Source organism: Pseudomonas veronii (assembly GCF_001439695.1).
Classification (GTDB): domain Bacteria; phylum Pseudomonadota; class Gammaproteobacteria; order Pseudomonadales; family Pseudomonadaceae; genus Aquipseudomonas; species Aquipseudomonas veronii.
In genome coordinates this window covers 84,717-104,985 of the sequence record NZ_JYLL01000006.1, presented here as the reverse complement: position 1 = coordinate 104,985, position 20,269 = coordinate 84,717, and the positions used below count along the sequence as shown (strand labels likewise).

The 20,269-nt window shown below is 59.9% G+C and carries 20 protein-coding genes; 13 read left to right on the top strand and 7 right to left on the bottom strand.

Features of this window, described 5'->3' with window-relative positions:
• Window positions 1-4: 4 nt before the first annotated feature.
• Complete coding sequence (locus TU80_RS10070) at window positions 5-1,822, bottom strand: sigma-54-dependent Fis family transcriptional regulator (RefSeq protein WP_057004396.1); 1,818 nt, start codon at window positions 1,820-1,822, stop codon at window positions 5-7.
• Between the two features lie 328 nt (window positions 1,823-2,150).
• Between TU80_RS10070 and TU80_RS10065 the strand changes: the two genes are divergently transcribed.
• From TU80_RS10065 to TU80_RS10040, 6 genes are all read left to right on the top strand, one after another.
• Window positions 2,151-3,245 carry an ABC transporter ATP-binding protein gene (locus TU80_RS10065; protein WP_057004395.1) on the top strand — a complete coding sequence of 365 codons (1,095 nt, stop codon included), beginning with the start codon at window positions 2,151-2,153 and terminating at the stop codon, window positions 3,243-3,245.
• Entirely contained in the window at window positions 3,245-4,342 is a 1,098-nt protein-coding gene (locus tag TU80_RS10060; protein WP_057004394.1) for an ABC transporter ATP-binding protein, read from the top strand. Before TU80_RS10065 ends, TU80_RS10060 begins: the two co-directional genes overlap by 1 nt.
• Window positions 4,339-5,205 carry a carbohydrate ABC transporter permease gene (locus tag TU80_RS10055; protein WP_005789024.1) on the top strand — a complete coding sequence of 289 codons (867 nt, stop codon included), beginning with the start codon at window positions 4,339-4,341 and terminating at the stop codon, window positions 5,203-5,205. Before TU80_RS10060 ends, TU80_RS10055 begins: the two co-directional genes overlap by 4 nt.
• Before the next feature lie 10 nt (window positions 5,206-5,215).
• Entirely contained in the window at window positions 5,216-6,016 is an 801-nt protein-coding gene (locus TU80_RS10050) for a carbohydrate ABC transporter permease (protein ID WP_017846707.1), read from the top strand.
• 10 nt (window positions 6,017-6,026) lie between these two features.
• Window positions 6,027-6,299 (top strand): DUF2160 domain-containing protein, encoded by a 273-nt coding sequence (locus tag TU80_RS10045; protein WP_010567825.1) that lies wholly within the window; start codon window positions 6,027-6,029, stop codon window positions 6,297-6,299.
• Window positions 6,300-6,468: 169 nt separating this feature from the next.
• Entirely contained in the window at window positions 6,469-8,211 is a 1,743-nt protein-coding gene (locus tag TU80_RS10040) for an ABC transporter substrate-binding protein (RefSeq protein ID WP_057004393.1), read from the top strand.
• Window positions 8,212-8,331: 120 nt separating this feature from the next.
• Here the strand turns inward: TU80_RS10040 and potE are convergent, their stop codons facing one another.
• Window positions 8,332-9,660 carry a putrescine-ornithine antiporter gene (gene potE / locus TU80_RS10035; RefSeq protein ID WP_057004392.1) on the bottom strand — a complete coding sequence of 443 codons (1,329 nt, stop codon included), beginning with the start codon at window positions 9,658-9,660 and terminating at the stop codon, window positions 8,332-8,334.
• Window positions 9,661-9,672: 12 nt separating this feature from the next.
• Here potE and TU80_RS32640 point away from each other — a divergent pair, with 12 nt between their 5' ends.
• Complete coding sequence (locus tag TU80_RS32640) at window positions 9,673-9,879, top strand: hypothetical protein (protein ID WP_134939526.1); 207 nt, start codon at window positions 9,673-9,675, stop codon at window positions 9,877-9,879.
• 123 nt (window positions 9,880-10,002) lie between these two features.
• On the opposite strand, the gene TU80_RS10030 is transcribed toward TU80_RS32640, so the two are convergent.
• Entirely contained in the window at window positions 10,003-10,434 is a 432-nt protein-coding gene (locus tag TU80_RS10030) for a hypothetical protein (protein WP_057004391.1), read from the bottom strand.
• A gap of 376 nt (window positions 10,435-10,810) precedes the next feature.
• Between TU80_RS10030 and TU80_RS10025 the strand changes: the two genes are divergently transcribed.
• The gene (locus tag TU80_RS10025; protein ID WP_057004390.1) at window positions 10,811-12,121 is read left to right on the top strand and encodes an AAA family ATPase; all 1,311 of its coding nucleotides are present in this window, start codon (window positions 10,811-10,813) and stop codon (window positions 12,119-12,121) included.
• Window positions 12,118-12,957: an HNH endonuclease family protein gene (locus tag TU80_RS32635; protein ID WP_134939525.1), complete on the top strand. Its 840-nt coding sequence runs from the start codon at window positions 12,118-12,120 to the stop codon at window positions 12,955-12,957. Before TU80_RS10025 ends, TU80_RS32635 begins: the two co-directional genes overlap by 4 nt.
• 115 nt (window positions 12,958-13,072) lie before the next feature.
• Here TU80_RS32635 and TU80_RS10015 read toward each other — a convergent pair whose 3' ends face one another.
• Window positions 13,073-14,221 carry an aldose epimerase family protein gene (locus tag TU80_RS10015; RefSeq protein ID WP_057004388.1) on the bottom strand — a complete coding sequence of 383 codons (1,149 nt, stop codon included), beginning with the start codon at window positions 14,219-14,221 and terminating at the stop codon, window positions 13,073-13,075.
• Window positions 14,222-14,359: 138 nt separating this feature from the next.
• Here TU80_RS10015 and TU80_RS10010 point away from each other — a divergent pair, with 138 nt between their 5' ends.
• Window positions 14,360-15,127, top strand: coding sequence for an SDR family NAD(P)-dependent oxidoreductase (locus tag TU80_RS10010; RefSeq protein WP_017846701.1), 768 nt, complete (start codon window positions 14,360-14,362; stop codon window positions 15,125-15,127).
• Window positions 15,128-15,133: 6 nt separating this feature from the next.
• Here the strand turns inward: TU80_RS10010 and TU80_RS10005 are convergent, their stop codons facing one another.
• Entirely contained in the window at window positions 15,134-15,736 is a 603-nt protein-coding gene (locus TU80_RS10005) for a glutathione S-transferase family protein (protein ID WP_046383026.1), read from the bottom strand.
• Window positions 15,737-15,850: 114 nt separating this feature from the next.
• Here TU80_RS10005 and TU80_RS10000 point away from each other — a divergent pair, with 114 nt between their 5' ends.
• Window positions 15,851-16,777, top strand: a complete 927-nt coding sequence (locus TU80_RS10000; protein ID WP_057004387.1) for a LysR substrate-binding domain-containing protein — start codon at window positions 15,851-15,853, stop codon at window positions 16,775-16,777.
• 81 nt (window positions 16,778-16,858) lie between these two features.
• Window positions 16,859-17,695, top strand: a complete 837-nt coding sequence (gene yghU, locus TU80_RS09995) for a glutathione-dependent disulfide-bond oxidoreductase (protein ID WP_046383028.1) — start codon at window positions 16,859-16,861, stop codon at window positions 17,693-17,695.
• 12 nt (window positions 17,696-17,707) lie between these two features.
• Here the strand turns inward: yghU and TU80_RS09990 are convergent, their stop codons facing one another.
• On the bottom strand, window positions 17,708-18,580 hold the full coding sequence (locus TU80_RS09990; protein WP_017846697.1) for an undecaprenyl-diphosphate phosphatase: 873 nt from the start codon (window positions 18,578-18,580) through the stop codon (window positions 17,708-17,710).
• A gap of 179 nt (window positions 18,581-18,759) precedes the next feature.
• Between TU80_RS09990 and TU80_RS09985 the strand changes: the two genes are divergently transcribed.
• Window positions 18,760-19,266, top strand: a complete 507-nt coding sequence (locus tag TU80_RS09985) for a GNAT family N-acetyltransferase (RefSeq protein ID WP_026139989.1) — start codon at window positions 18,760-18,762, stop codon at window positions 19,264-19,266.
• Here the strand turns inward: TU80_RS09985 and TU80_RS09980 are convergent.
• Window positions 19,263-20,207: a GlxA family transcriptional regulator gene (locus tag TU80_RS09980; RefSeq protein WP_046383029.1), complete on the bottom strand. Its 945-nt coding sequence runs from the start codon at window positions 20,205-20,207 to the stop codon at window positions 19,263-19,265. The two genes, TU80_RS09985 and TU80_RS09980, sit on opposite strands and share 4 nt — an antisense overlap.
• Window positions 20,208-20,269: the final 62 nt, after the last annotated feature.

Below are 20,269 nucleotides of genomic sequence, written 5' to 3'. Positions count from 1 at the left end.
GGTTTCAGTCATTGCCTTGGCGCAGGCGCTTGTACAGGGTGTTGCGGCTCACGCCGAGTTCCCGCGCCAGGTGGGAAATATTCCCGCCTGCCGCTTTCAAGCGCCGCGTCAGGTCAATGCTGTCCTCCAGAGGCGCGCTGTCGGGCAGCGGCGCCGTCACGTTCAGATCGACGAAGAAGTCGTCCGGCAGATGCTCCGGGCGGATCGGCTGCTCCTCGGCCATGGCCAACGCCACCTGCAACACACTGCTGACCTGGCGCAAATTGCCCGGCCACGGGTGCTGCTCGAACAACGCCAGCACCTCGGCGCTCAGCCCGGCCCATTGCTTCGGTTCGCGGTGTTGCTGCCACAGTTGTTGGAACAACGCCCGCTTGTCAGTGCGCTCGCGCAGCGGCGGCAACTCCAGGGTCAGCCCGCCAATGCGGTAGTACAAATCCTCACGGAAGCGCCCGGCCTGCACCTGCTCGCGTAGCACATGGTTGGTGGCGGAGATGATGCGCAAATCCACCGGGAACAACTCGCTGCTGCCCACCGGTTGCACGCAGCGTTCCTGTAAGACCCGCAGCAAGCGGGCCTGGGTCGGCAGTGGCATATCACCGATCTCGTCGAGAAACAGCGTGCCCTTGTCGGCCTTGCGGATCAGGCCGACGCTGCCTTTTTGATTGGCGCCGGTGAAGGCGCCTTTTTCGTAGCCGAACAGTTCCGATTCCACCAGCTCAGCGGGAATCGCCGCACAGTTCACCGCGATAAAGGCCTGTTGGCTGCGCGAACTGGCCTGGTGCAGGGCTTTGACGAACACCTCTTTGCCCACGCCGGTTTCACCGTGGATCAGCAGCGGAATGTCCTTTTCCAGCAGGCGCTCGGCCTGGCGCACAGCTTTTTCCACGCGCACATCGCCAAAATGCAGGGTCTTGAGGCTGATCGGTGCGGCTTGCGGCGGCGCCGGTTCGCTGAAAACCCGCGCGTGTACCGGCATCTGCTTGGGCCGCTTCAATAAACACTGGAAGCGATTGCGGCCGGCCGCCTGCAAGGAGAACGGCAAACCCTCCGGCTGATTCAGTAACTCCAGCATCGACACCTTGAACAAGCGGTCGATCATCACCCGCGACAGGCTGATGCCCAGCAGGTTGTCGGCGCGGCGGTTGGCCGATAACACCTGGCCGCTTTCATCAAAGATCAGCAAGCCCGCCCATTGGCTGTCGAGGTTGTTCAGCCCGGTGTTGAAGGTCAGCTGGAAATGCTCGCCGCGAAACAGGTTGAGGATCAGCCGGTTTTCCACGGTCTGGCTCATCATCTTGACCATGCCCAGGGTGTGAGAGGGCGGCAGGTAGCTGTCGCTGGACACGTCCAGCACCGCGATGATTTCGCGCTGGGCGTCGAAGATCGGCGCCGCCGAACCGGTCATGAAGCGATTGGCCTTGAGGAAGTGTTCATCGTGTTCGATATGCACCGCCTGGGCACAGGCCAGCGCGGTGCCGATGGCATTGGTGCCGCTGGAACGCTCCATCCAGCTGGCGCCGGGGCTGAAACCACGGGCCAACTTGGGGTCGATAAAGCGCTGGGTGCCCCACGACGTCAAAACCTGGCCCTGGTTGTCGGCCAGCATGATCAGGCAGTTGGAGTTGCTCAGGATGTTCTCGTAGTAAGGCAACACTTCCTGGTGGGTGGTCTGCACCAGGGAATGCTGGCTCTCCAGCAATTGGCTGATGCTCTCGGCGGGCAGTTGGTCAAAGCTGGGTGGGCTCTGGTGGTCCAGGCCGAATGCGCGGCAGCGGCGCCAGGACTCCTGGATGAGGGTGTCGTGAGTCAGCGGTTCGGCCATGGAGACCTTCTTTTTATTGTTTTTGGGTCTTGCGCAATCTAACGGATGTCACCCGGTCGATGTGGGAGGGGGCAAGTCGAATCGTCGCACCGCCCCTCCCGCATGTGTTCTGCGTTGTTCAGTCAATCGGGTTCAAACAGTGTTGTTCAGAACTGTTCATTGTCAACCCGCTGAGTGTTCAGTTGTTCAGTCCGAATTGTTCATTTTTGTTCGCTCCCGAACCTCGCTTTCAGGGCATTTCCTTGTGGATCAAGCACCTGCTGCGGTTGGCACGAAACTCGCTGTGACCACTGGCCAGATTCATTCCAATAATAAAAAAGGGCGTGTCATGTCATTGACCCTGGAACATGTCTCCCGCGTCATCGAAGGCCAGACCTGGATCGACGACGCCAACCTGCGTTTCGAGGCCGGCTCCTTCAATGTGCTGCTCGGTCGCACCCTGTCCGGCAAGACCAGCCTGATGCGCCTGATGGCCGGCCTGGACAAGCCCGACAGCGGCCGCATCCTGATGAACGGCGTGGATGTCACCGCTAAACCGGTGCGCCTGCGCAACGTGTCGATGGTGTATCAACAGTTCATCAACTACCCGACCATGACCGTGTTCGAGAACATCGCCTCGCCGTTGCGCCAGGCCGGTGTGTCCAACGAGATGATCCAGAGCAAGGTGCTGGAAACCGCGAAGATGCTGCGCATCGAGAAGTTCCTCAAGCGCCACCCGCTGGAGCTGTCCGGCGGCCAACAGCAACGCACGGCGATGGCCCGCGCGTTGGTGAAGGATGCCGAACTGATCCTGTTCGATGAGCCGTTGGTGAACCTGGACTACAAACTGCGCGAAGAGCTGCGTCAGGAAATGCGCGAGCTGTTCAAGGCCCGCCACACCATTGCGATTTACGCCACCACCGAGCCCAACGAAGCGCTGGCACTCGGCGGCACCACCACCATCCTCCACGAAGGCCGGGTGATCCAGAGCGGCAAGGCGGCCGAGGTCTATCACCAGCCGCAGACCGTATTGGCCGCCGAGTTGTTTTCCGAACCGCCGATCAACCTGATGCCGGGCAGCATCCGCGGCAATGAAGTGAGCTTCGCCAATTTCGTACACTTCCCACTCAATGTTGACCTGCGTCCCATCGGCGAGGGCGAGTTCCGCTTTGGCGTGCGCCCCAGCCATATCAGCCTGGTGCCCAGCAACGACGACGACCTCGAACTGGCGGTGACCGTGGAAGTCGCCGAGATCAGCGGCTCGGAAACCTTCCTGCATGTGCGCAGCGAGCATTTCCTGCTGGTGCTGCACTTGCCGGGGGTGCATGAGTACGACGTCGACGCGCCGATCCGTGTGTATATCCCCACCCATAAACTGTTTGTGTTCGATGGCCAGGGCCGCTTGGTCCAGGCCCCCGGACGCCGTGTCGCGAGGGTTGCCTGATGGCTGAGATCCATTTGCAGAACCTGGCGCACAGCTACAGCCCTACGCCGACAGGTCCCGAGGACTACGCCATTCGGGAAATGAACCACGTATGGGAGCAGGGCGGCGCCTACGCCTTGCTCGGGCCTTCGGGCTGCGGCAAATCAACCCTGCTCAATATCATCTCCGGCCTGCTCAGCCCGTCCGAAGGGCACGTGCTGTTCGACCATAAAGTGGTCAACGAGCTGACCCCGGAAAAACGCAACATCGCCCAGGTGTTCCAGTTCCCGGTGGTGTACGACACCATGACGGTATTCGACAACCTGGCTTTCCCGTTGCGTAACCAGGGCATGGCCGAGGCGAAAATTCACAGCAAGGTGCAGGAAATTGCCGAAGTCCTCGACCTGCAAAGCCTGCTGAGCAAAAAGGCACGCAACCTCACCGCCGACGAAAAACAGAAAGTCTCCATGGGCCGGGGCCTGGTGCGCGACGACGTCTCGGCGATCCTGTTCGATGAACCGCTGACGGTGATCGACCCGCACCTCAAATGGAAACTGCGGCGCAAGCTCAAGCAGATCCACGAGCAGTTCAATATCACCATGGTCTACGTGACCCACGACCAGCTGGAAGCCTCGACCTTCGCCGACAAGATCGCGGTGATGTACGGCGGGCAAATTGTGCAATTCGGCACGCCGCGGGAGTTGTTCGAGCGGCCGAGCCATACGTTTGTCGGCTATTTCATCGGCAGCCCTGGGATGAATCTGATCGAAGTGCAGGCCGAGGCCGGCGGAGTGCGCTTTGCCGACACCCATCTGCGGTTGTCCGAGGCCGTGCAGCAACGCCTTGCCGACACGGCCTACACGACCTTGCAGGTGGGGATCCGCCCGGAATTCATTCATGTGTGGGATGAGCATAATCCTGACGCACTGCAAGCCGACGTCACCCATATTGAGGACCTCGGCACCTACAAGATCCTGACCCTGAACCTGGACGGCGCCACCCTGAAAGTGCGTCTGGCCGAAGACAAACCGGTGCCCGAAGGCACCGCCTCTATCAGCTTCCCCGCGCAGTGGCTGATGCTCTACGCCGACGATTACCTGCTGGAGGTGCGGCCATGAACAAGGTGCAGAACAACAAGGCCTGGTGGTTGGTGTTGCCGGTGTTCCTGCTGGTGGCATTCAGTGCGGTGATCCCGATGATGACGGTGGTCAACTACTCGGTGCAGGACATTTTCGACCAGTCCAGCCGCTATTTCGTCGGCGCCGACTGGTACAAACAGGTGCTGCTCGACCCGCGTCTGCACGACTCGCTGCTGCGCCAGTTCATCTACTCGGCGTGCGTGCTGCTGATCGAAATCCCGCTGGGCATCGCCATCGCCCTGACCATGCCGACCAAGGGCCGCTGGTCGTCGCTGGTGCTGATCATCCTCGCCATTCCGTTGCTGATTCCGTGGAACGTGGTGGGCACCATCTGGCAGATTTTCGGCCGCGCCGATATCGGCCTGCTCGGCTCTACCCTCAATGCGATGGGCATCAGCTACAACTATGCGGCCAACACCATGGACGCTTGGGTCACGGTGCTGGTGATGGATGTCTGGCACTGGACCTCCCTGGTGGCGCTGCTGTGCTACTCGGGGCTGCGCGCTATTCCAGATGTGTACTACCAGGCGGCGCGTATCGATCGGGCGTCGGCCTGGGCGGTTTTCCGACATATCCAGCTGCCGAAGATGAAAAGTGTGCTGCTGATCGCGGTGATGCTGCGCTTCATGGACAGTTTCATGATCTACACCGAGCCCTTCGTACTGACCGGTGGCGGGCCGGGTAACGCCACCACGTTCCTCAGCCAGACGCTGACCCAGATGGCTGTCGGCCAATTCGACCTAGGCCCGGCCGCGGCGTTTTCCCTGGTGTACTTCCTGATCATCCTGTTGGTGTCCTGGCTGTTCTACACCGCCATGACCCATTCCGACGCCAACCGCTGAGGCCACCAACATGAGCAAGCGCAAAGTCATACCGCTGCTGATCTACATCCTGTTCCTGCTGGTGCCGATCTACTGGCTGCTGAACATGTCCTTCAAAAGCAATACCGAAATCCTCGGTGGGCTGACGCTGTTTCCGCAGGATTTCACCCTGGCCAACTACAAGGTGATCTTCACTGACCCGAGTTGGTACACCGGCTATCTCAACTCGTTGTACTACGTGAGCCTGAACACGCTGATCTCCTTGAGCGTGGCGCTGCCGGCGGCGTATGCGTTCTCGCGCTATCGCTTCCTGGGCGACAAGCACCTGTTTTTCTGGCTGCTGACCAACCGCATGGCGCCGCCGGCGGTGTTTCTGTTGCCGTTTTTCCAGCTGTATTCGTCCATCGGCCTGTTCGACACGCATATCGCGGTGGCCCTGGCGCACTGCCTGTTCAACGTGCCATTGGCGGTGTGGATTCTTGAAGGCTTCATGTCGGGTGTGCCCAAGGAAATCGACGAAACCGCCTACATTGACGGCTACTCCTTCCCCAAGTTCTTTGTGAAGATTTTTATCCCATTGATCGGCTCCGGTATCGGCGTGACGGCGTTTTTCTGCTTCATGTTTTCCTGGGTCGAACTGCTGCTCGCACGCACCCTGACTTCGGTCAATGCCAAGCCCATCGCGGCGGTGATGACCCGCACCGTCTCGGCGTCGGGGATCGACTGGGGCGTACTGGCGGCGGCGGGGGTGTTGACCATCCTGCCCGGCATGCTGGTGATCTGGTTTGTACGCAACCACGTGGCCAAGGGCTTTGCCCTCGGCCGGGTCTGAGGAGTCGATGATGGAATGGATGGCCTGGACCACCCCCACTGCGCTGTTCTTTGGCGGTATCGCCCTGATTCTGGCGGGCATGACCACTTGGGAATTGCGCGCGCCGAGTATCCCTCGGCGCGGGTTTCTGCCGATCAGCACCACCCGTGGTGATCGTTTGTTTATCGGTCTTCTCGGTAGCGCCTACCTGCACCTGCTGGTGATCGGCGTAACCGACTGGAGCATCTGGGTGGCGTCCGCGCTCTCCCTTGTATGGCTGTTGTGTGTGATGCGTTGGGGCTAGTGCGGATGCCTCTATTCCCTGTAGGAGCGAGCTTGCTCGCGAAATTCGTCAACGATAACGCGGCGTTTCTGGGCGTGCGCGGTGTCTGGGCGTTTTTCGCGAGCAAGCTCGCTCCTACAAGGGGTGTGTGGTGTTTGTAGTCCCTTTTGAAATCAACCAGGAGGTCTCTATGTTCGATAAAAACAATAAGCTGCGACATAGCATTTCATTGGCCGCCGTATTGGCCCTCAGCGGTTTGAGTGCCACGGCCTGGGCCGATGCGTATGAAGAGGCGGCGAAAAAATGGATCGGCAGCGAGTTCAAGCCGTCGACCCTCACGGCCGACCAGCAGCTCGAGGAACTCAAGTGGTTCATTAAGGCCGCCGAACCGTTCCGTGGGATGAAGATCAACGTGGTGTCGGAAACCCTCACCACCCATGAGTACGAATCCAAGGTGCTGGCCAAGGCCTTCAGTGAAATCACCGGTATCAAGCTGACCCACGACCTGCTGCAGGAAGGCGATGTGGTGGAAAAGCTGCAAACCCAGATGCAGTCCGACAAGAACATCTATGACGGCTGGGTCAACGATTCCGACCTGATCGGTACGCACTTTCGCTACGGCAAAACCGAATCCATCACCGACCTGATGGCCAACGAAGGCAAGGACTTCACCTCGCCGACCCTGGATATCAAGGACTTTATCGGTATCTCCTTCACCACCGCGCCGGACGGCAAGATCTACCAGTTACCCGACCAGCAATTCGCCAACCTGTACTGGTTCCGCGCTGACTGGTTCGAGCGGCCGGAGCTGAAAGCCAAGTTCAAGGAAAAATACGGCTACGACCTCGGCGTGCCGGTGAACTGGTCGGCCTATGAAGACATCGCCAAGTTCTTCAGCGAGGACGTCAAGCAAATCGACGGCAAGCGCATCTATGGGCATATGGACTACGGCAAGAAAGACCCGTCCCTCGGCTGGCGCTTCACCGATGCCTGGTTCTCCATGGCTGGTGGCGGCGACAAGGGTTTGCCCAACGGTTTGCCGGTGGACGAGTGGGGCATTCGCGTCGAGGACTGCCACCCGGTGGGCTCCAGCGTCACCCGGGGCGGCGACACCAACGGCCCGGCTGCGGTGTTCGCCACGCAAAAATACGTGGACTGGATGAAAGCCTACGCACCGCCGGAAGCGGCGGGCATGACCTTCTCCGAATCCGGCCCGGTGCCGTCCCAGGGCAACATCGCCCAGCAGATCTTCTGGTACACCGCGTTCACGGCCGACATGACCAAGCCGGGCCTGCCCGTGGTCAACGCCGACGGCACGCCGAAATGGCGTATGGCGCCGTCGCCCGTCGGGCCTTATTGGGAAAAGGGCATGAAGAAGGGTTATCAGGACGTGGGTTCCTGGACCTTCCTCAAGTCGACGCCTGAGAAGCAGAAGCTCGCGGCCTGGCTGTACGCGCAGTTCGTCACCTCGAAAACCGTGTCGCTGAAGAAAACCATCGTCGGCCTGACGCCGATCCGTGAGTCGGACATCAATTCCCAGGCCATGACCGACCTGGCGCCGAAGCTTGGCGGCCTGGTGGAGTTCTACCGCAGCCCGGCCCGGGTCGAGTGGACCCCGACCGGCACCAACGTGCCGGACTATCCACGCCTGGCGCAATTGTGGTGGAGCAACATTGCGGCGGCGGCCAGCGGCGAGAAAACCCCGCAACAGGCGCTCGACAACCTGGCCAAGGAGCAAGACGCGATCATGACGCGCCTGGAGCGCTCCAAAGTGCAACCGGTGTGCGGTCCGAAAATGAACCCGGAACGTGACGCCCAATACTGGTTCGACCAGCCCGGCGCGCCGAAGCCGAAACTGGCCAACGAGAAACCCAAAGGCGAAACCGTGGCCTACGGCGACCTGCTCAAGCAGTGGGAGGCGGCGCGTAAATAATCAGTTCAGGCAAACGCGGTAAGCACTGTAGGAGGGGGCGTGCCCCCGATAGCGGTGGTTCAGTCAATACATGTATCGACTGGCGCAATCGGGGGCAAACCCCCTCCCACATTTTGATCTTCATCTGCCAGGGGAATCTGCCGGTTCCCCGACAAACCGTTTGGCCAGAAAGCCATACAACAGATACCCGAACGCCAGCACCAGCATCGCGCCAAACACCGCCTCTTCACCACAGGCATAAATTGCATACAGCGAATACCCCACAGACACCAGCACCACCAGCGTATTGCGCGCCTGCACCGTTGCGCTGGCGTGTGCCTTGTACATCATCACCATCAGGCCGGTGAGGGCGGTCACGTAGGGCAGCAGGTTGGTCACCACGGCCAGGTTCACCAGTTTGCTGAACTGCGCGCTGGCGCTGGGCGAGATGGTCGACAAGGCAATCAGGCTTTGCAGCGTGGCACACGCCAGCAGCCCCAGCACCGGTGCATTCGCGGCGCTGATGCGGCTGAAAAAACGCGGAAACAGGCGTTGGTCCGCCGACATCTTGGCTGTTTGCGCCAGGGTGAATTGCCAGCCCAGCAACGAGCCGATACAGGCCACCACCGCCAACGCCATGATCAGCTTGCCGACCCAGGGGCTGAACATCTGTGCGTAAACCAGTGCGAACGGTGCGGAGGACGCCGCCAGTTCGGCATTGGGCACGATGCCCTGGATCACCGCAGTCGACAGCACGTACACCACCGCCACCCCAAGCGTGCCGAGCAGGCAGGCCAGGGGCACGGTGCGGTTGGGGTTCTCCACCGCGTCGTAGCCTTGGGCGGCCGACTCCATGCCAAGAAACGCCCACAGGGTCAGAGGAATACTCGCACTGACGGCGTCCCACAGGTGCCGTTGGTGTGGGTTCCAGGCGGCCGTGAACACCTCGGGCTTGAAATAGAACCAACCGATCACGCAGAGCCCCGCCACTGGAATGATCACGCCCCATACCGTGACCACTCCGATGCGCCCGGTGATGCGCGGGCCGCCGAAGTTGGCCACGGTGGTCAGCCAGATCAGCGCCAGGCTGCCGACGAACAACGGCCCCGGCCCGCTGCCCAGCCACGGAATGAACGACGACAAATAACCCACCGCCGAAATCGCAATCGCCACATTGGCAATGATCAGCGACAGAAAATACAGAAACGAACACAGGAAAAACCCCGACTTGCCGTGGGCCTCCTCGGTATACGCCGACATCCCACCGCTGCGGGTACAGAACAGCCCGCATTGAGCGAAGCCGTAGGCGATCGCCATCGAACCGAGCGCAGTGACGACCCACGACAGCAGCGAAATCGCGCCCAGTTGCGCCATGCTGGCCGGCAACATGATGATCCCCGAGCCCATCATGTTGATCGCTACCAGGGTGGTCAGGCCCAACAGGCTCATCTTCTTGCTTGGTGCGGCCATCCGGAACTCCTTGTGATCAACGCAAAACCTGAACTGTGCTTTCGCTGCGCCAACCCTGCGCGGCGGCAGTCGGGCGACATCGTCACGCGCAGGATGCCCGTCTCGGTGCGACGGTGTTCGGCTTTGGTGGTGAAGGCGCGTTATTCGATCGAGCGGCTATTCATCGAGGGCCATGCTGATCCCACTGATGAAACTTGCGCAAGGAAAAAGCCGAAATAGGCAGAATTGGCGTAGGGACAGCGGCGTCCCAGGGTAGGACGCTCGCTACTGTGCTCACTCAACGGTTCGATTTATCACCCCGACGCCTGAGCCGCACATTCAAGGGCGGCTCAAAGGGAGGGATCAGGCCATGGCCTGCGGTTGGATGCGCAGTTCGCCCTCGACATCCTTGGCCAACCCACTGGCCAGAAACAACGGGGCGAGGCGCTTGTGCAGCTGTGGCTCGACAAACTCTTTCACCGTCGGCAATGCCAGCACACCACTGAGCGGCAACTCCGCCTTGGTGTACGACAGCCACGCCTTTTTCAACATCAACAGCACATCGCTGCCGGCCGTCGAGGCAAAGCGGCGGTGGGTGGGTTTGGTGTCGAGGTTGAAGGTGTGCTGGAACTCATAGCCGGTTTCCTCCCCGCCAGCGGCAGCACAGCGCACGCAGGTGCAGGGGCCGTCGCCGAATGCGTTGCGCAGGTAGGCGTTGAAGTCCATCACGGGTTTGAGTGACAGACGCTTATCCACCTCGAACAGGTCCCCGGTCATTTTTTCGTCAGTGTTCAACGTCCAATTCCTTGCTGGTAGGCGGCTTTTCAAAGCGCGGCACAATAGCAGCCAAGCACGGTTTTGGGGACTATTTGCATCACATTAGCGCCGGACGCCGGCTTGCCGGCCGCGGTGTTGACCCTGCCAACACTGTGGTCGCCGGCAAGCCAGATGATGGGCAAGAATGAAATTCTTACAAGCTACCATCAGCCGGCGCCCGCTCGTGCTGGTATGAATTGCTTGGGTTTAAAGGTGAATTGTTGGTGGAGCGCATGCTCGATCTACCGAGATACGCTATGTTTTTTGCGATGACTACATCTATACGAGTTAGTCAACTAAACTACGCGAAATTTCGTCGGTGACGATTTTCCCAGCGCTACCTTAAGGAGCTTTCGTGGCCCTCTATCTCTCTCACCTTCAGTTCAGCAATATCCGGGGTTTCAAAAATTTCTCCTTGTCGTTCGATGCTGGAAAGAAGCACCGGCAATGGACCATCTTGATAGGCGATAACGGTCACGGTAAGACCACCATACTGCGCGCTATTGCCCTAGGGCTGGGCGACGAGGTGACTTCTAGCGAACTGTTAGCGCTCCTACCCGGCCAATTCATCCGAATGAATAAAAGAGGGACCTATACCTCGTCGAGCGAGATTATTGTCACTTTGCGGGACAGCGAATCGAAGCAGCTCATCACCATCACCACGGAGTTGAAATTAGACGAGCACGGTGGTGTCCGCATCAGTAAAAATGTAAACGAGTCTGCATTCAAATGGAGCGATATATTTGTCTGCGGTTACGGCTCCAATCGAGGAATTGGTGGCCGAATGCACAGTCAATATGCCTTACGAAACTCTCTGCTAACACTGTTCAATGACAGGGCGGGACTCTTGGAGCCGGAGTCAATACTCCGGGATTTTGCACTCATGGCTGCCCAGCGAAAAAGGGGAACAGATGATCCAATGAAAGAGATGAAGAGCTATCTCTGGAAATTGTGGGGGCTCAACCCGAATCACGCCTTGGACATATCCGCGGAGCAGGTAGTCATACACGGCCCTTGGGGCGGAATGCCATTTCATGCTCTGGGCGATGGTTATAGGGGTACCGGTAGTTGGCTATTAGACCTCATGGGAAACTGCGTCAAAGCTGGCCGCTGGAATTCTCCACAAAAACTGGCCGGCATTGTGCTGCTCGACGAGATGGACGAACACCTGCATCCCAAATGGCAACGAACACTGGTTCCCACATTGCGGCGCCTTTTGCCCAATATTCAGTTCATCACCACTACCCATTCCCCATTGGCAATCGTCAATACACGACCCGGTGAGCTGTTTGCGACTCGGCTGCACAATGCAGTAGCGGAACTAATTCCTGACTCGTTACCGTCGCCTGACGGTCGTGGCGCCAATGAGCTTCTTCTCGGCGAATGGTTTGGATTAACGTCGACACTAGATAGCGCTAGCGAGAAACTGCTAAAGCGCTATCGTGATGCTTTCCAAAACGGAGATCAGAAACTACTAGAGGAGCTGGAACCCAAGGTTCGCCAGCGCATAAAGTCGTTCCTCCCATCTCAATTGGACAATAAAGCGCAAGAAGATTTGGATAAACGACAGCGCTCCCAGGTCGATTCACTGACTCCAGAGCAAGAAAAAAAGCTGGTTGCACAGGCTGCGCGCAAGCGACTCGATACGCTGAGAAAATCGAAATGATTGGCCTGAAAGGAAGGCATCCAAAGGCGCCTGCCAGCCTTGAAAGCCTTAGCAAACCAACCGCTAAAGCTCTTCTGGCCCGCGCTAAAAATATTCCCATCCCGATATTCAAAGAACAGGACTTCCCGAACTATTGGGGTAGACATAAGCATCACTTTATTCGGCCACAATACAACGGTAAGTGTGCCTATTGCGAAACTCCGATAGTTTCTGGAAGTCCGGGTGACGTGGAACACTTCCGCCCTAAGGCTTATTGCCAAAGCCTAGGTCCCGCCAAAAGCCGTGACGATTATGGCGGTCAACCTCCTGGTAGGGTAAACGCGGGGCCTGCAACCGAGGGATATTGGTGGCTGGCATATAAATGGAGCAACTATCTCCTGTGCTGTAACCGCTGCAATTCCAGCTGGAAGAAAAACCAGTTCCCTGTAGCGGCGAACAGATCGCGCCACGGCCAAAAACTATCCGCAGAAGGAGCGTTGCTCATCAACCCTTTCGTCGTAGACCCTGAACCTCATTTTCAGTTTGATGCAGTAACAGGGCAAATTCGAGGATTGACCCCACGAGGTGTGGCTACAATCGACGTTTGCGGGCTGGACCGCCGCTCGCTCGAGATACAGCGGGCGACCAAAGGGGCCAAACTGAACAAACGATATCGCGAATATCTTGGGGCCTTGGATCAGGGCAACGTTCTTGCGCAAAACAACGCAATGAGAGCCTTGATAGATGAATGCCGCAGCAAAGAACCATTTGCTGCAGTCGCGCGATACTTCGTCAAGCAACACCTAAAGATAAGCTATTACGATTTATTGGAAATGAAGCGAAAGCGACTGATCTAAGAAGTATTTCGATATCCCGCATGTGCAACGAGAGCCTAGAGTGAGCATCCCGTAGTCTCCCGTTGATAAATTGGTATGAGAATCCAACTGAGTTACGGCAAGCCCGCCGCCATCCTCAATCGGCGGAAAACTTCAAGATGGTGCGCTGGGTGTAGGTCTGCCCGGGGTCCAAGCGTGTCGAGGCAAACGTCGGTTGGTTCGGCGCATCGGGAAAGTGCTGGGTCTCCAGTGTGAAACCGCTCCAATGCAGGTAGGTTTTGCCTGCCTTGCCCTTCACCGAGCCATCGAGGAAGTTGCTGGTATAGAACTGCACCCCAGGTTCCGTGGTGTAGAGCTGCAGACGGCGGCCGGAGGCGGGGTCGTACACGTCGGCGGCGAGTTGCTTGATGTCGCCTTGGGTATCCAGCGCCCAGTTGAAGTCAAACCCGCCCTGTTTCGGCTCGGCGAATTTGAGTTGCGGATGCGCGTCCTTGATGTGCTGGCCGATGGCGGTGGGCTGGAGAAAGTCCATCGGCGTGCCCTTGACCGGTGCCACTTCGCCGGTGGGAATCAAGGTGGCATTCACCGGCGTGTAGTGGCTGGCGTGCAAGGTCGCCACCTGCTTGAGGATGTCGCCGTTGCCCGCGCCGGCGAGGTTGAAATAGCTGTGGTTGGTGAGGTTGAGCACCGTCGGTTTGTCGGTGGTGGCCTTGTAGTCGATGTGCAATTCGTTGTTGTCGTTGAGCCGATAGGTGACTTCGGTGGTCAGGTTGCCGGGAAAGCCCATCTCGCCGTCCTTGGACAGGTAGGTCAGGGTCACGCCGACCGAATCCTTGTCCTTGACGGGCTTGGCTTGCCACACGCGCTTGTCGAAGCCCTGGGCGCCGCCATGCAGCGAATTGGGACCGTCGTTGAGCGGCACCTGATAACGCTTGCCGTCGAGCTCGAACGCACCGCCGGCCAGGCGATTGCCGAAGCGGCCAATGGTCGCGCCAAAAAACGCCGTACCGCGCTGATAGCCCTGCACATCATCGAAGCCGAGCACCACGTCCTCGACCTTGCCGTGCTTGTCCGGCACTTTCAGCGCCTGCAACACGCCGCCATAGGTGATGACCGTGGCTTGCATGCCATGGCTGTTGCGCAATATGTACTGCTCGACAGCGGTGCCGTCGTTGGTTTTCCCGAAGGGTTTGTGTTCACTGGACAGACCGGCGGCCTGCGCGCCACCGCTGGCGATCAGCATGGACAAGGCGAGGCCGGACAACAGGTATCGAGGGTGCTTCATGGTCGAACTTCCTTTTGTTGTTTTGAGTGGAATAGTTCTACTAATGTGCGATATTTTGTCGGTGAGGCCGCAAATTTATAGCCTTAAACGCCGATTTCGTAAAATAAAATAAGACTAATTGATCGAGGCAACCTTGATATGAGTACTGAACAGGCCGTTTATCCCGACCTCAAGGGCAAGACCGTATTGATTTCCGGAGGCGCTTCGGGGATCGGCGAATTCATGGTGCGAGCCTTCGCCGGGCAGGGGGCCAAGGTGGCGTTCGTCGACCGCGCGCAAGGCCAGGGCGAGCGCCTGGCCGCGTTGTTGAGTGCCCAGGGGCACACCGTCGAGTTCGGTCACTGCGATATCACCGACGAGATTGCCTACAAGGCCGCGATTGCGCGCTTCGAATACGCCCTGGGGCCGATCACCGTGTTGGTGAACAATGCCGCCAACGACGTGCGTCATACCCTGGAGGAAGTTGATTCGGAGACGTTCGACAAGCTGATCGCGGTCAACCTCAAGCACGCCTTTTTTGCCGCCAAGGCTGTGGTGCCGATGATGAAACGTGCGGGTGGCGGTTCGATCATCAACCTGGGCTCCGTTGGCTGGATGATGGCCTCCGCCGGCTACCCGGTGTACGCCGCCAGCAAGGCCGCCGCCCACGGCATGACGCGGGCGCTGGCGCGTGAGCTGGGCCCGGACCGTATCCGCGTCAATACGCTGGTGCCGGGTTGGGTGATGACCGAAAAACAATTGACGATGTGGGTCGACGACGCCGCCAAGGAACTGATCAGCCGCAGCCAGTGCCTGCCTGGCAGCGTATTGCCGGAACACATCGCCAGCATGGCGCTGTTTCTCGCCTCGCAGGCGTCAGCGATGTGTTCGGCGCAGAACTTCATTGTCGATGGCGGCTGGGTGTAGCTCCGGTCACTCGATGGGGTAGCGCTTGAAGGCCGGGTGCTGCTCCAGGCGTTCGGCGTGGCGTTGCACATGGGGGAACGCATCCGCCTTGACCACCGAGGCCACGGTGAACTGGCTGAAGGACCAGGCGACCGCCACCGTCAGCGAGGCCTGGGTCAGCGCTTCGCTGTCGGCCTGGCTCAGGTGTTTGTCCAGCAGCGTATACGCGGCCAGCAATTGCCCGCTGACGCGGTCGAGCCACGGCGCATGCTGCTTCTCGGCCGGCCGCAGGTTGTGTTCATAGACGATCTGCACGCTTTTCTCACAGGCCGCCAGGGCCAGCCCGAGCAACTGCAAGTCCTTGGCGCGTGCCGCGGGGGGCTGCGGCAGCAGCTTTCTGTCAGCTGGCGCGAGGGTTTCGAGGTAATCCAGGATCAGGCTGGAGTCCATCAACACGGTCCCATCGTCCAACACCAGGGTGGGCGCCTTGACCACGGGGTTGATCCGCGCGAATGCGTTGTAGGTGCTGAACACGGACAAGGGCTCATGCACAAAATCCACCCCGTACAGTTCCAGGGAAATGGCCACGCGACGTACATAAGGCGAGTCCAGCATGCCGACCAGTTTCATAAAGCCTCCTTGGTAATGGGTAGTTGGCAGGATTGGTTAATTTAGGTAACTTTAAAGCGGCTGTAGGTCCTGCAATATCGATTATTTTTACCGTAAAAGGTTAGCTTAGCTTACATGAACGCATTTCCTCCCTTGACCTGCCTGCGCAGCTTCGAAGCCACCTCGCGATTGGGCAGCGTGACTTTGGCGGCGAGGGAACTGCACGTCACCCACTCAGCCATCAGCCAGCAGATCAAAGTGCTGGAAGAACTCGTCGGTCTGGCCCTGTTCGTGCGCGAAGGTCGCGGCCTGCGGGTGAGCGAAGACGGGCGCCTGTACGCCTTGCAGATTCGCAAGGCGCTGGGAGATATCGCCGAAGCCACGCGCTTGATCCAGGCCCAACCCAAGACCGATGAACTGGTGGTCGCGGTGCTGCCCTCGTTCGGCTGCTCCTGGCTGGTCCCACGCCTGCCGACGTTCCAGGCGTTGTACCCGCATATCCGCATTCGCTTGCAAGCCAGCCTGAGCATTTCCAACCTGCATCAGGAATCGGTCGATATCGGCATCCGCATGGGCGAGGGCGATTGGGACGGCGTGGAGCAGCGGCTGTTGTTTCACGATGAAGTGATCGCCGTGGCCGCGCCTCATTTCAATCACGGGCAGTTGCCGCAGACACCAGAGCAGATCGTCGACAGCCCGGTCATCCATAGCACCGAGTCCTGGCTGCCATGGTGCGAGGCGGCGGGCGTCGAGATGTCCGGCGAGCACGCCGGCTTATGCAGCAATGACTCCAACCTGATCCTGGAGGCGGTGCGCCTGGGGCAGGGCATCGCCCTGGAGCGGCGCAGCCTGGTGCAGGACGCCATCGCCCGTGGCGAACTGGTGCAGCTCGGCGATATCAGTGTGCCCTACGCGTATCCCTACTGGCTGGTCTGGCCGCCCCGCGAAGGTTCGCACACCAAGCAGCAGGCGTTTTCCCAGTGGTTGTTCAAGGAAGTGGACAGCTACCTGGGGCAATTGAAAGGCGTTACCGATAAGTGTCCACCCAGCGCTCAAGGATGAAGGCTGGGTTGTGACGCAACCCCAACCTTTGGTTTAGTCTGGGTCGATTCGTTGACCTCAAGCACATCAGGAGTCGTGAGCATGACCGAATACGTACCCCCCAAGGTCTGGACCTGGGACACCGAAAGTGGCGGCACATTCGCCAGTATCAACCGGCCCATCGCCGGGGCGACCCACGACAAGGTACTGCCGGTCGGCAAGCACCCGCTGCAGCTGTACTCGCTGGCCACGCCCAATGGGCAGAAAGTCACGATCCTGCTCGAAGAGCTGCTGGCCCTCGGGCATACCGGCGCGGAATACGACGCCTGGCTGATCAAGATCGGCGACGGCGACCAGTTCGGCAGCGGCTTTGTCGCGGTGAACCCGAACTCGAAAATCCCCGCCTTGCTCGACCGCAGCGGCGCCACGCCGATTCGCGTATTCGAGTCCGGCGCGATCCTGCAGTACCTGGCGGAGAAATTCGGGGCGTTCTTCCCGACCGAACCTGCGGCCCGCGCCGAGTGCCTGTCGTGGCTGTTCTGGCAGATGGGCAGCGCGCCGTACCTGGGCGGTGGCTTCGGGCATTTCTACGCCTATGCGCCGAGCAAGATGGAGTACCCGATCAACCGCTTTGCCATGGAAACCAAGCGCCAACTGGATGTGCTCGACAAGCGCCTGGCCGTGAGCGAGTACATTGCCGGTGACGACTACACCATCGCCGACATCGCCATCTGGCCCTGGTACGGCGGCCTGGTCAAAGGCCGCCTGTATGACGCGGCGCAGTTCCTTTCGGTGCAGGATTACAAACATGTGCTGCGCTGGGCCGATGCAATCGAGGCGCGCCCGGCGGTGCAGCGTGGACGACGGGTCAACCGGGTGTCCGGGCCGCTCGAAGAGCAACTGCCGGAGCGGCACGATGCGCGCGATTTCGAGCGCTGAGGTCGATGAGGCTCAGCTCAACAACCCGGTGCTGACCGCCACGATCAGGAAGATCCCCAGCAGCGCGCGGTAGATCACGAACGGCCAGGTGGAGAACCGCTCCAGGAACTTCATCAGGCCCCAGATCGCGAAGAACGCCGAGACGCTGGCGACTACCAGGCCAAACAGCAAGTGCGGCCAGGCATGCACCGGCATATCGGCGTGCAGCAGCACCCACAGCTCCTTCAAGCCGGCGAGGGCGATCGCCGGCAGGCCCAGCAGAAAGGAGAAACGCGCAGCCTCTTCACGCTTGAAATTGAGGAACAGCGCGGCGGTCAGTGTGGAGCCGGAGCGCGAGACCCCGGGAATCAAGGCGCCAATCTGTGCGATACCGACGATCAACGCATCGCGCAGGCGCATTTCGCTCACCTCCCGTGTATGCCGCGCACGCAGTTCGGCCGCCGCCAGCAACACTGCCATCACCACGCAGGCGATGCCGATCACCATCAGCCCGCGCAGCGGCGAGTTACAGGCATTCAAGGTCGACGACAACGCCAGGCCGGCAATGCAGATCGGAATGGTCGCCAGCACAATCGCCACCGCCAGCTTGAACCACTGATTGTTGTAGTCACCCTGGCGCACCGCGCCAATGCTGCCGGTGACCACCTGGCGCACATCGCGCCAGAAGTAACTGACCACCGCCGCCAGCGCCGCCAGTTGCATCGCCGCCGAAAACGCCGAGCCCGGGTCTTGCCAGCCGAGCAGGGCGGGGACCACACGCATATGGGCGGTGGACGACACCGGCAACAATTCGGTAATGCCCTGGATCACGCCCAGGATGAAAATCTGCAGGTAATCCAGGGAGGCGAAGCCCACATCCAGGCCGGCGGAACAGACGTTGGTCAAAGTACATGTCCTTGAGAAAAAAGAGGCAGCCGGCGAAGTTTATTCGAAATGTTTCGAAGGTTCGGACGGGGCGGCAGCTATTTGCAATCGGTTCAGCAAGTAGAAAGGTTCATGCCGCTATTGGACTGGGGCAGCGTTTTGTGAACAATGGCGCCCTGCGTTTTTTCACCGAGAGCCTCATGCCTGAAACCACCGTCGAATTGATCCAGACCGGCCCGGAAGCGTCCGAGCTGATCCGCAATCTGTACCAGTACTACGCCTATGAGTCCTCGGACTGGGAGCAGGAAGATGTCGAGGCGGACGGCCGTTTCTACATCCATGACGAACACCTGAACCGCTATTGGCACGACCCGCAGTGGAGCGCCAACCTGCTGCTGGTCGACGGTTATATCGCCGGCTTCCTGCTGATCGAAGGCAGTGAATTGCCGGGCATCGATGCCCTGGAACTGGCCGACCTGTTCATCCTCAAGCGCTACCGGCGAAAGGGCATCGGCAGCGCGATCGCCACCCAGGTGCTATGCAGCGGCGCGGCCAACTGGCTGGTGCGCTTCTATGACCAGGATGAAGTGTCCCAGGCGTTCTGGCGCACCGTGCTGGATAACCTGCCACGCCCGGTGCAGACCCTCGAACTGGACGATGATCCGCAACTGACCAGTTACCTGATCACGCGGGCGTCGTTGCACTAAACGCTGCGCTCGCTGAAAAAAGCCTGCTGCATGGCCTGGGGCGGCTGCCCGAAGGCACGCAGAAACGCCTGGCGCATGCGCTCGCGGTCGCCGAAGCCGGTTTCGCGGGCGACCACCTCGACCGGGTGGCGGCTGGTTTCCATCATCGCCCGCGCCGCTTCCACCCGCAGGGATTCGATGGCCTTGGCCGGTGTCTGCCCGGTTTCTTCGCGAAACACCCGGCTGAACTGGCGCGGGCTGAGCCGTGCGACATCGGCCAGGGCTTCCACCGACAGGTCGTGGGTCAGGTTCTCGCGGGCATAGGCCAGGGCCAGTTGGATTCGGTCGGATTTGGGGTCCAATTCCAGCAACGCCGATAACTGCGACTGTTCGCTGCCCCGACGCTGGGCAATCACCAGCTTGCGCGCGATACGCCGGGCGAGGTCGCTGCCCAGGTCGTTCTCCACCATTGCCAGCGCCAGGTCGACCCCAGCGCTCATGCCGGCGCCGGTCCAGATCTGGCCGTCGACGATGAACAGTTTGTCTTCTTCCAACTGAATATCCGGGTAGCGCTTGCGAAACGCCGGTGCGTGAATCCAGTGAGTGGTGGTGCGCTTGCCCGCCAATAACCCGGCCTCGGCCAGCACGAAGATGCCCATGCACAGCGAGGCGACACGCCGCGATTGAGCGGACGCGGCCTTGACCAGCGCCAGCAGGTTGGCCTCCGGCAGGCGAAATTCCAGGTAGCCGCTGACGATCAGGGTGTCATAGCCCTGCGGCCGGATCGGTGTGGTGTTCACCGAGAACCCCTGGGACGTCATCACCGCGCCGCCGCTTTCCGACACCAGGTGAAACTCGTAGGCCGGCTCGCCGCGCAGCAGGTTCGCGCACTCGAACACCGAGCCCAGGCTGAGGCTCAGGGACTGGAAGTTCGGGTAAACCATCAGCGCAACGCTATGCATCGCCATACTCCAACGCGGGCGGGAGGGGCGATTGTCGGCGCGTGCCGGGAAAACGGCAACCG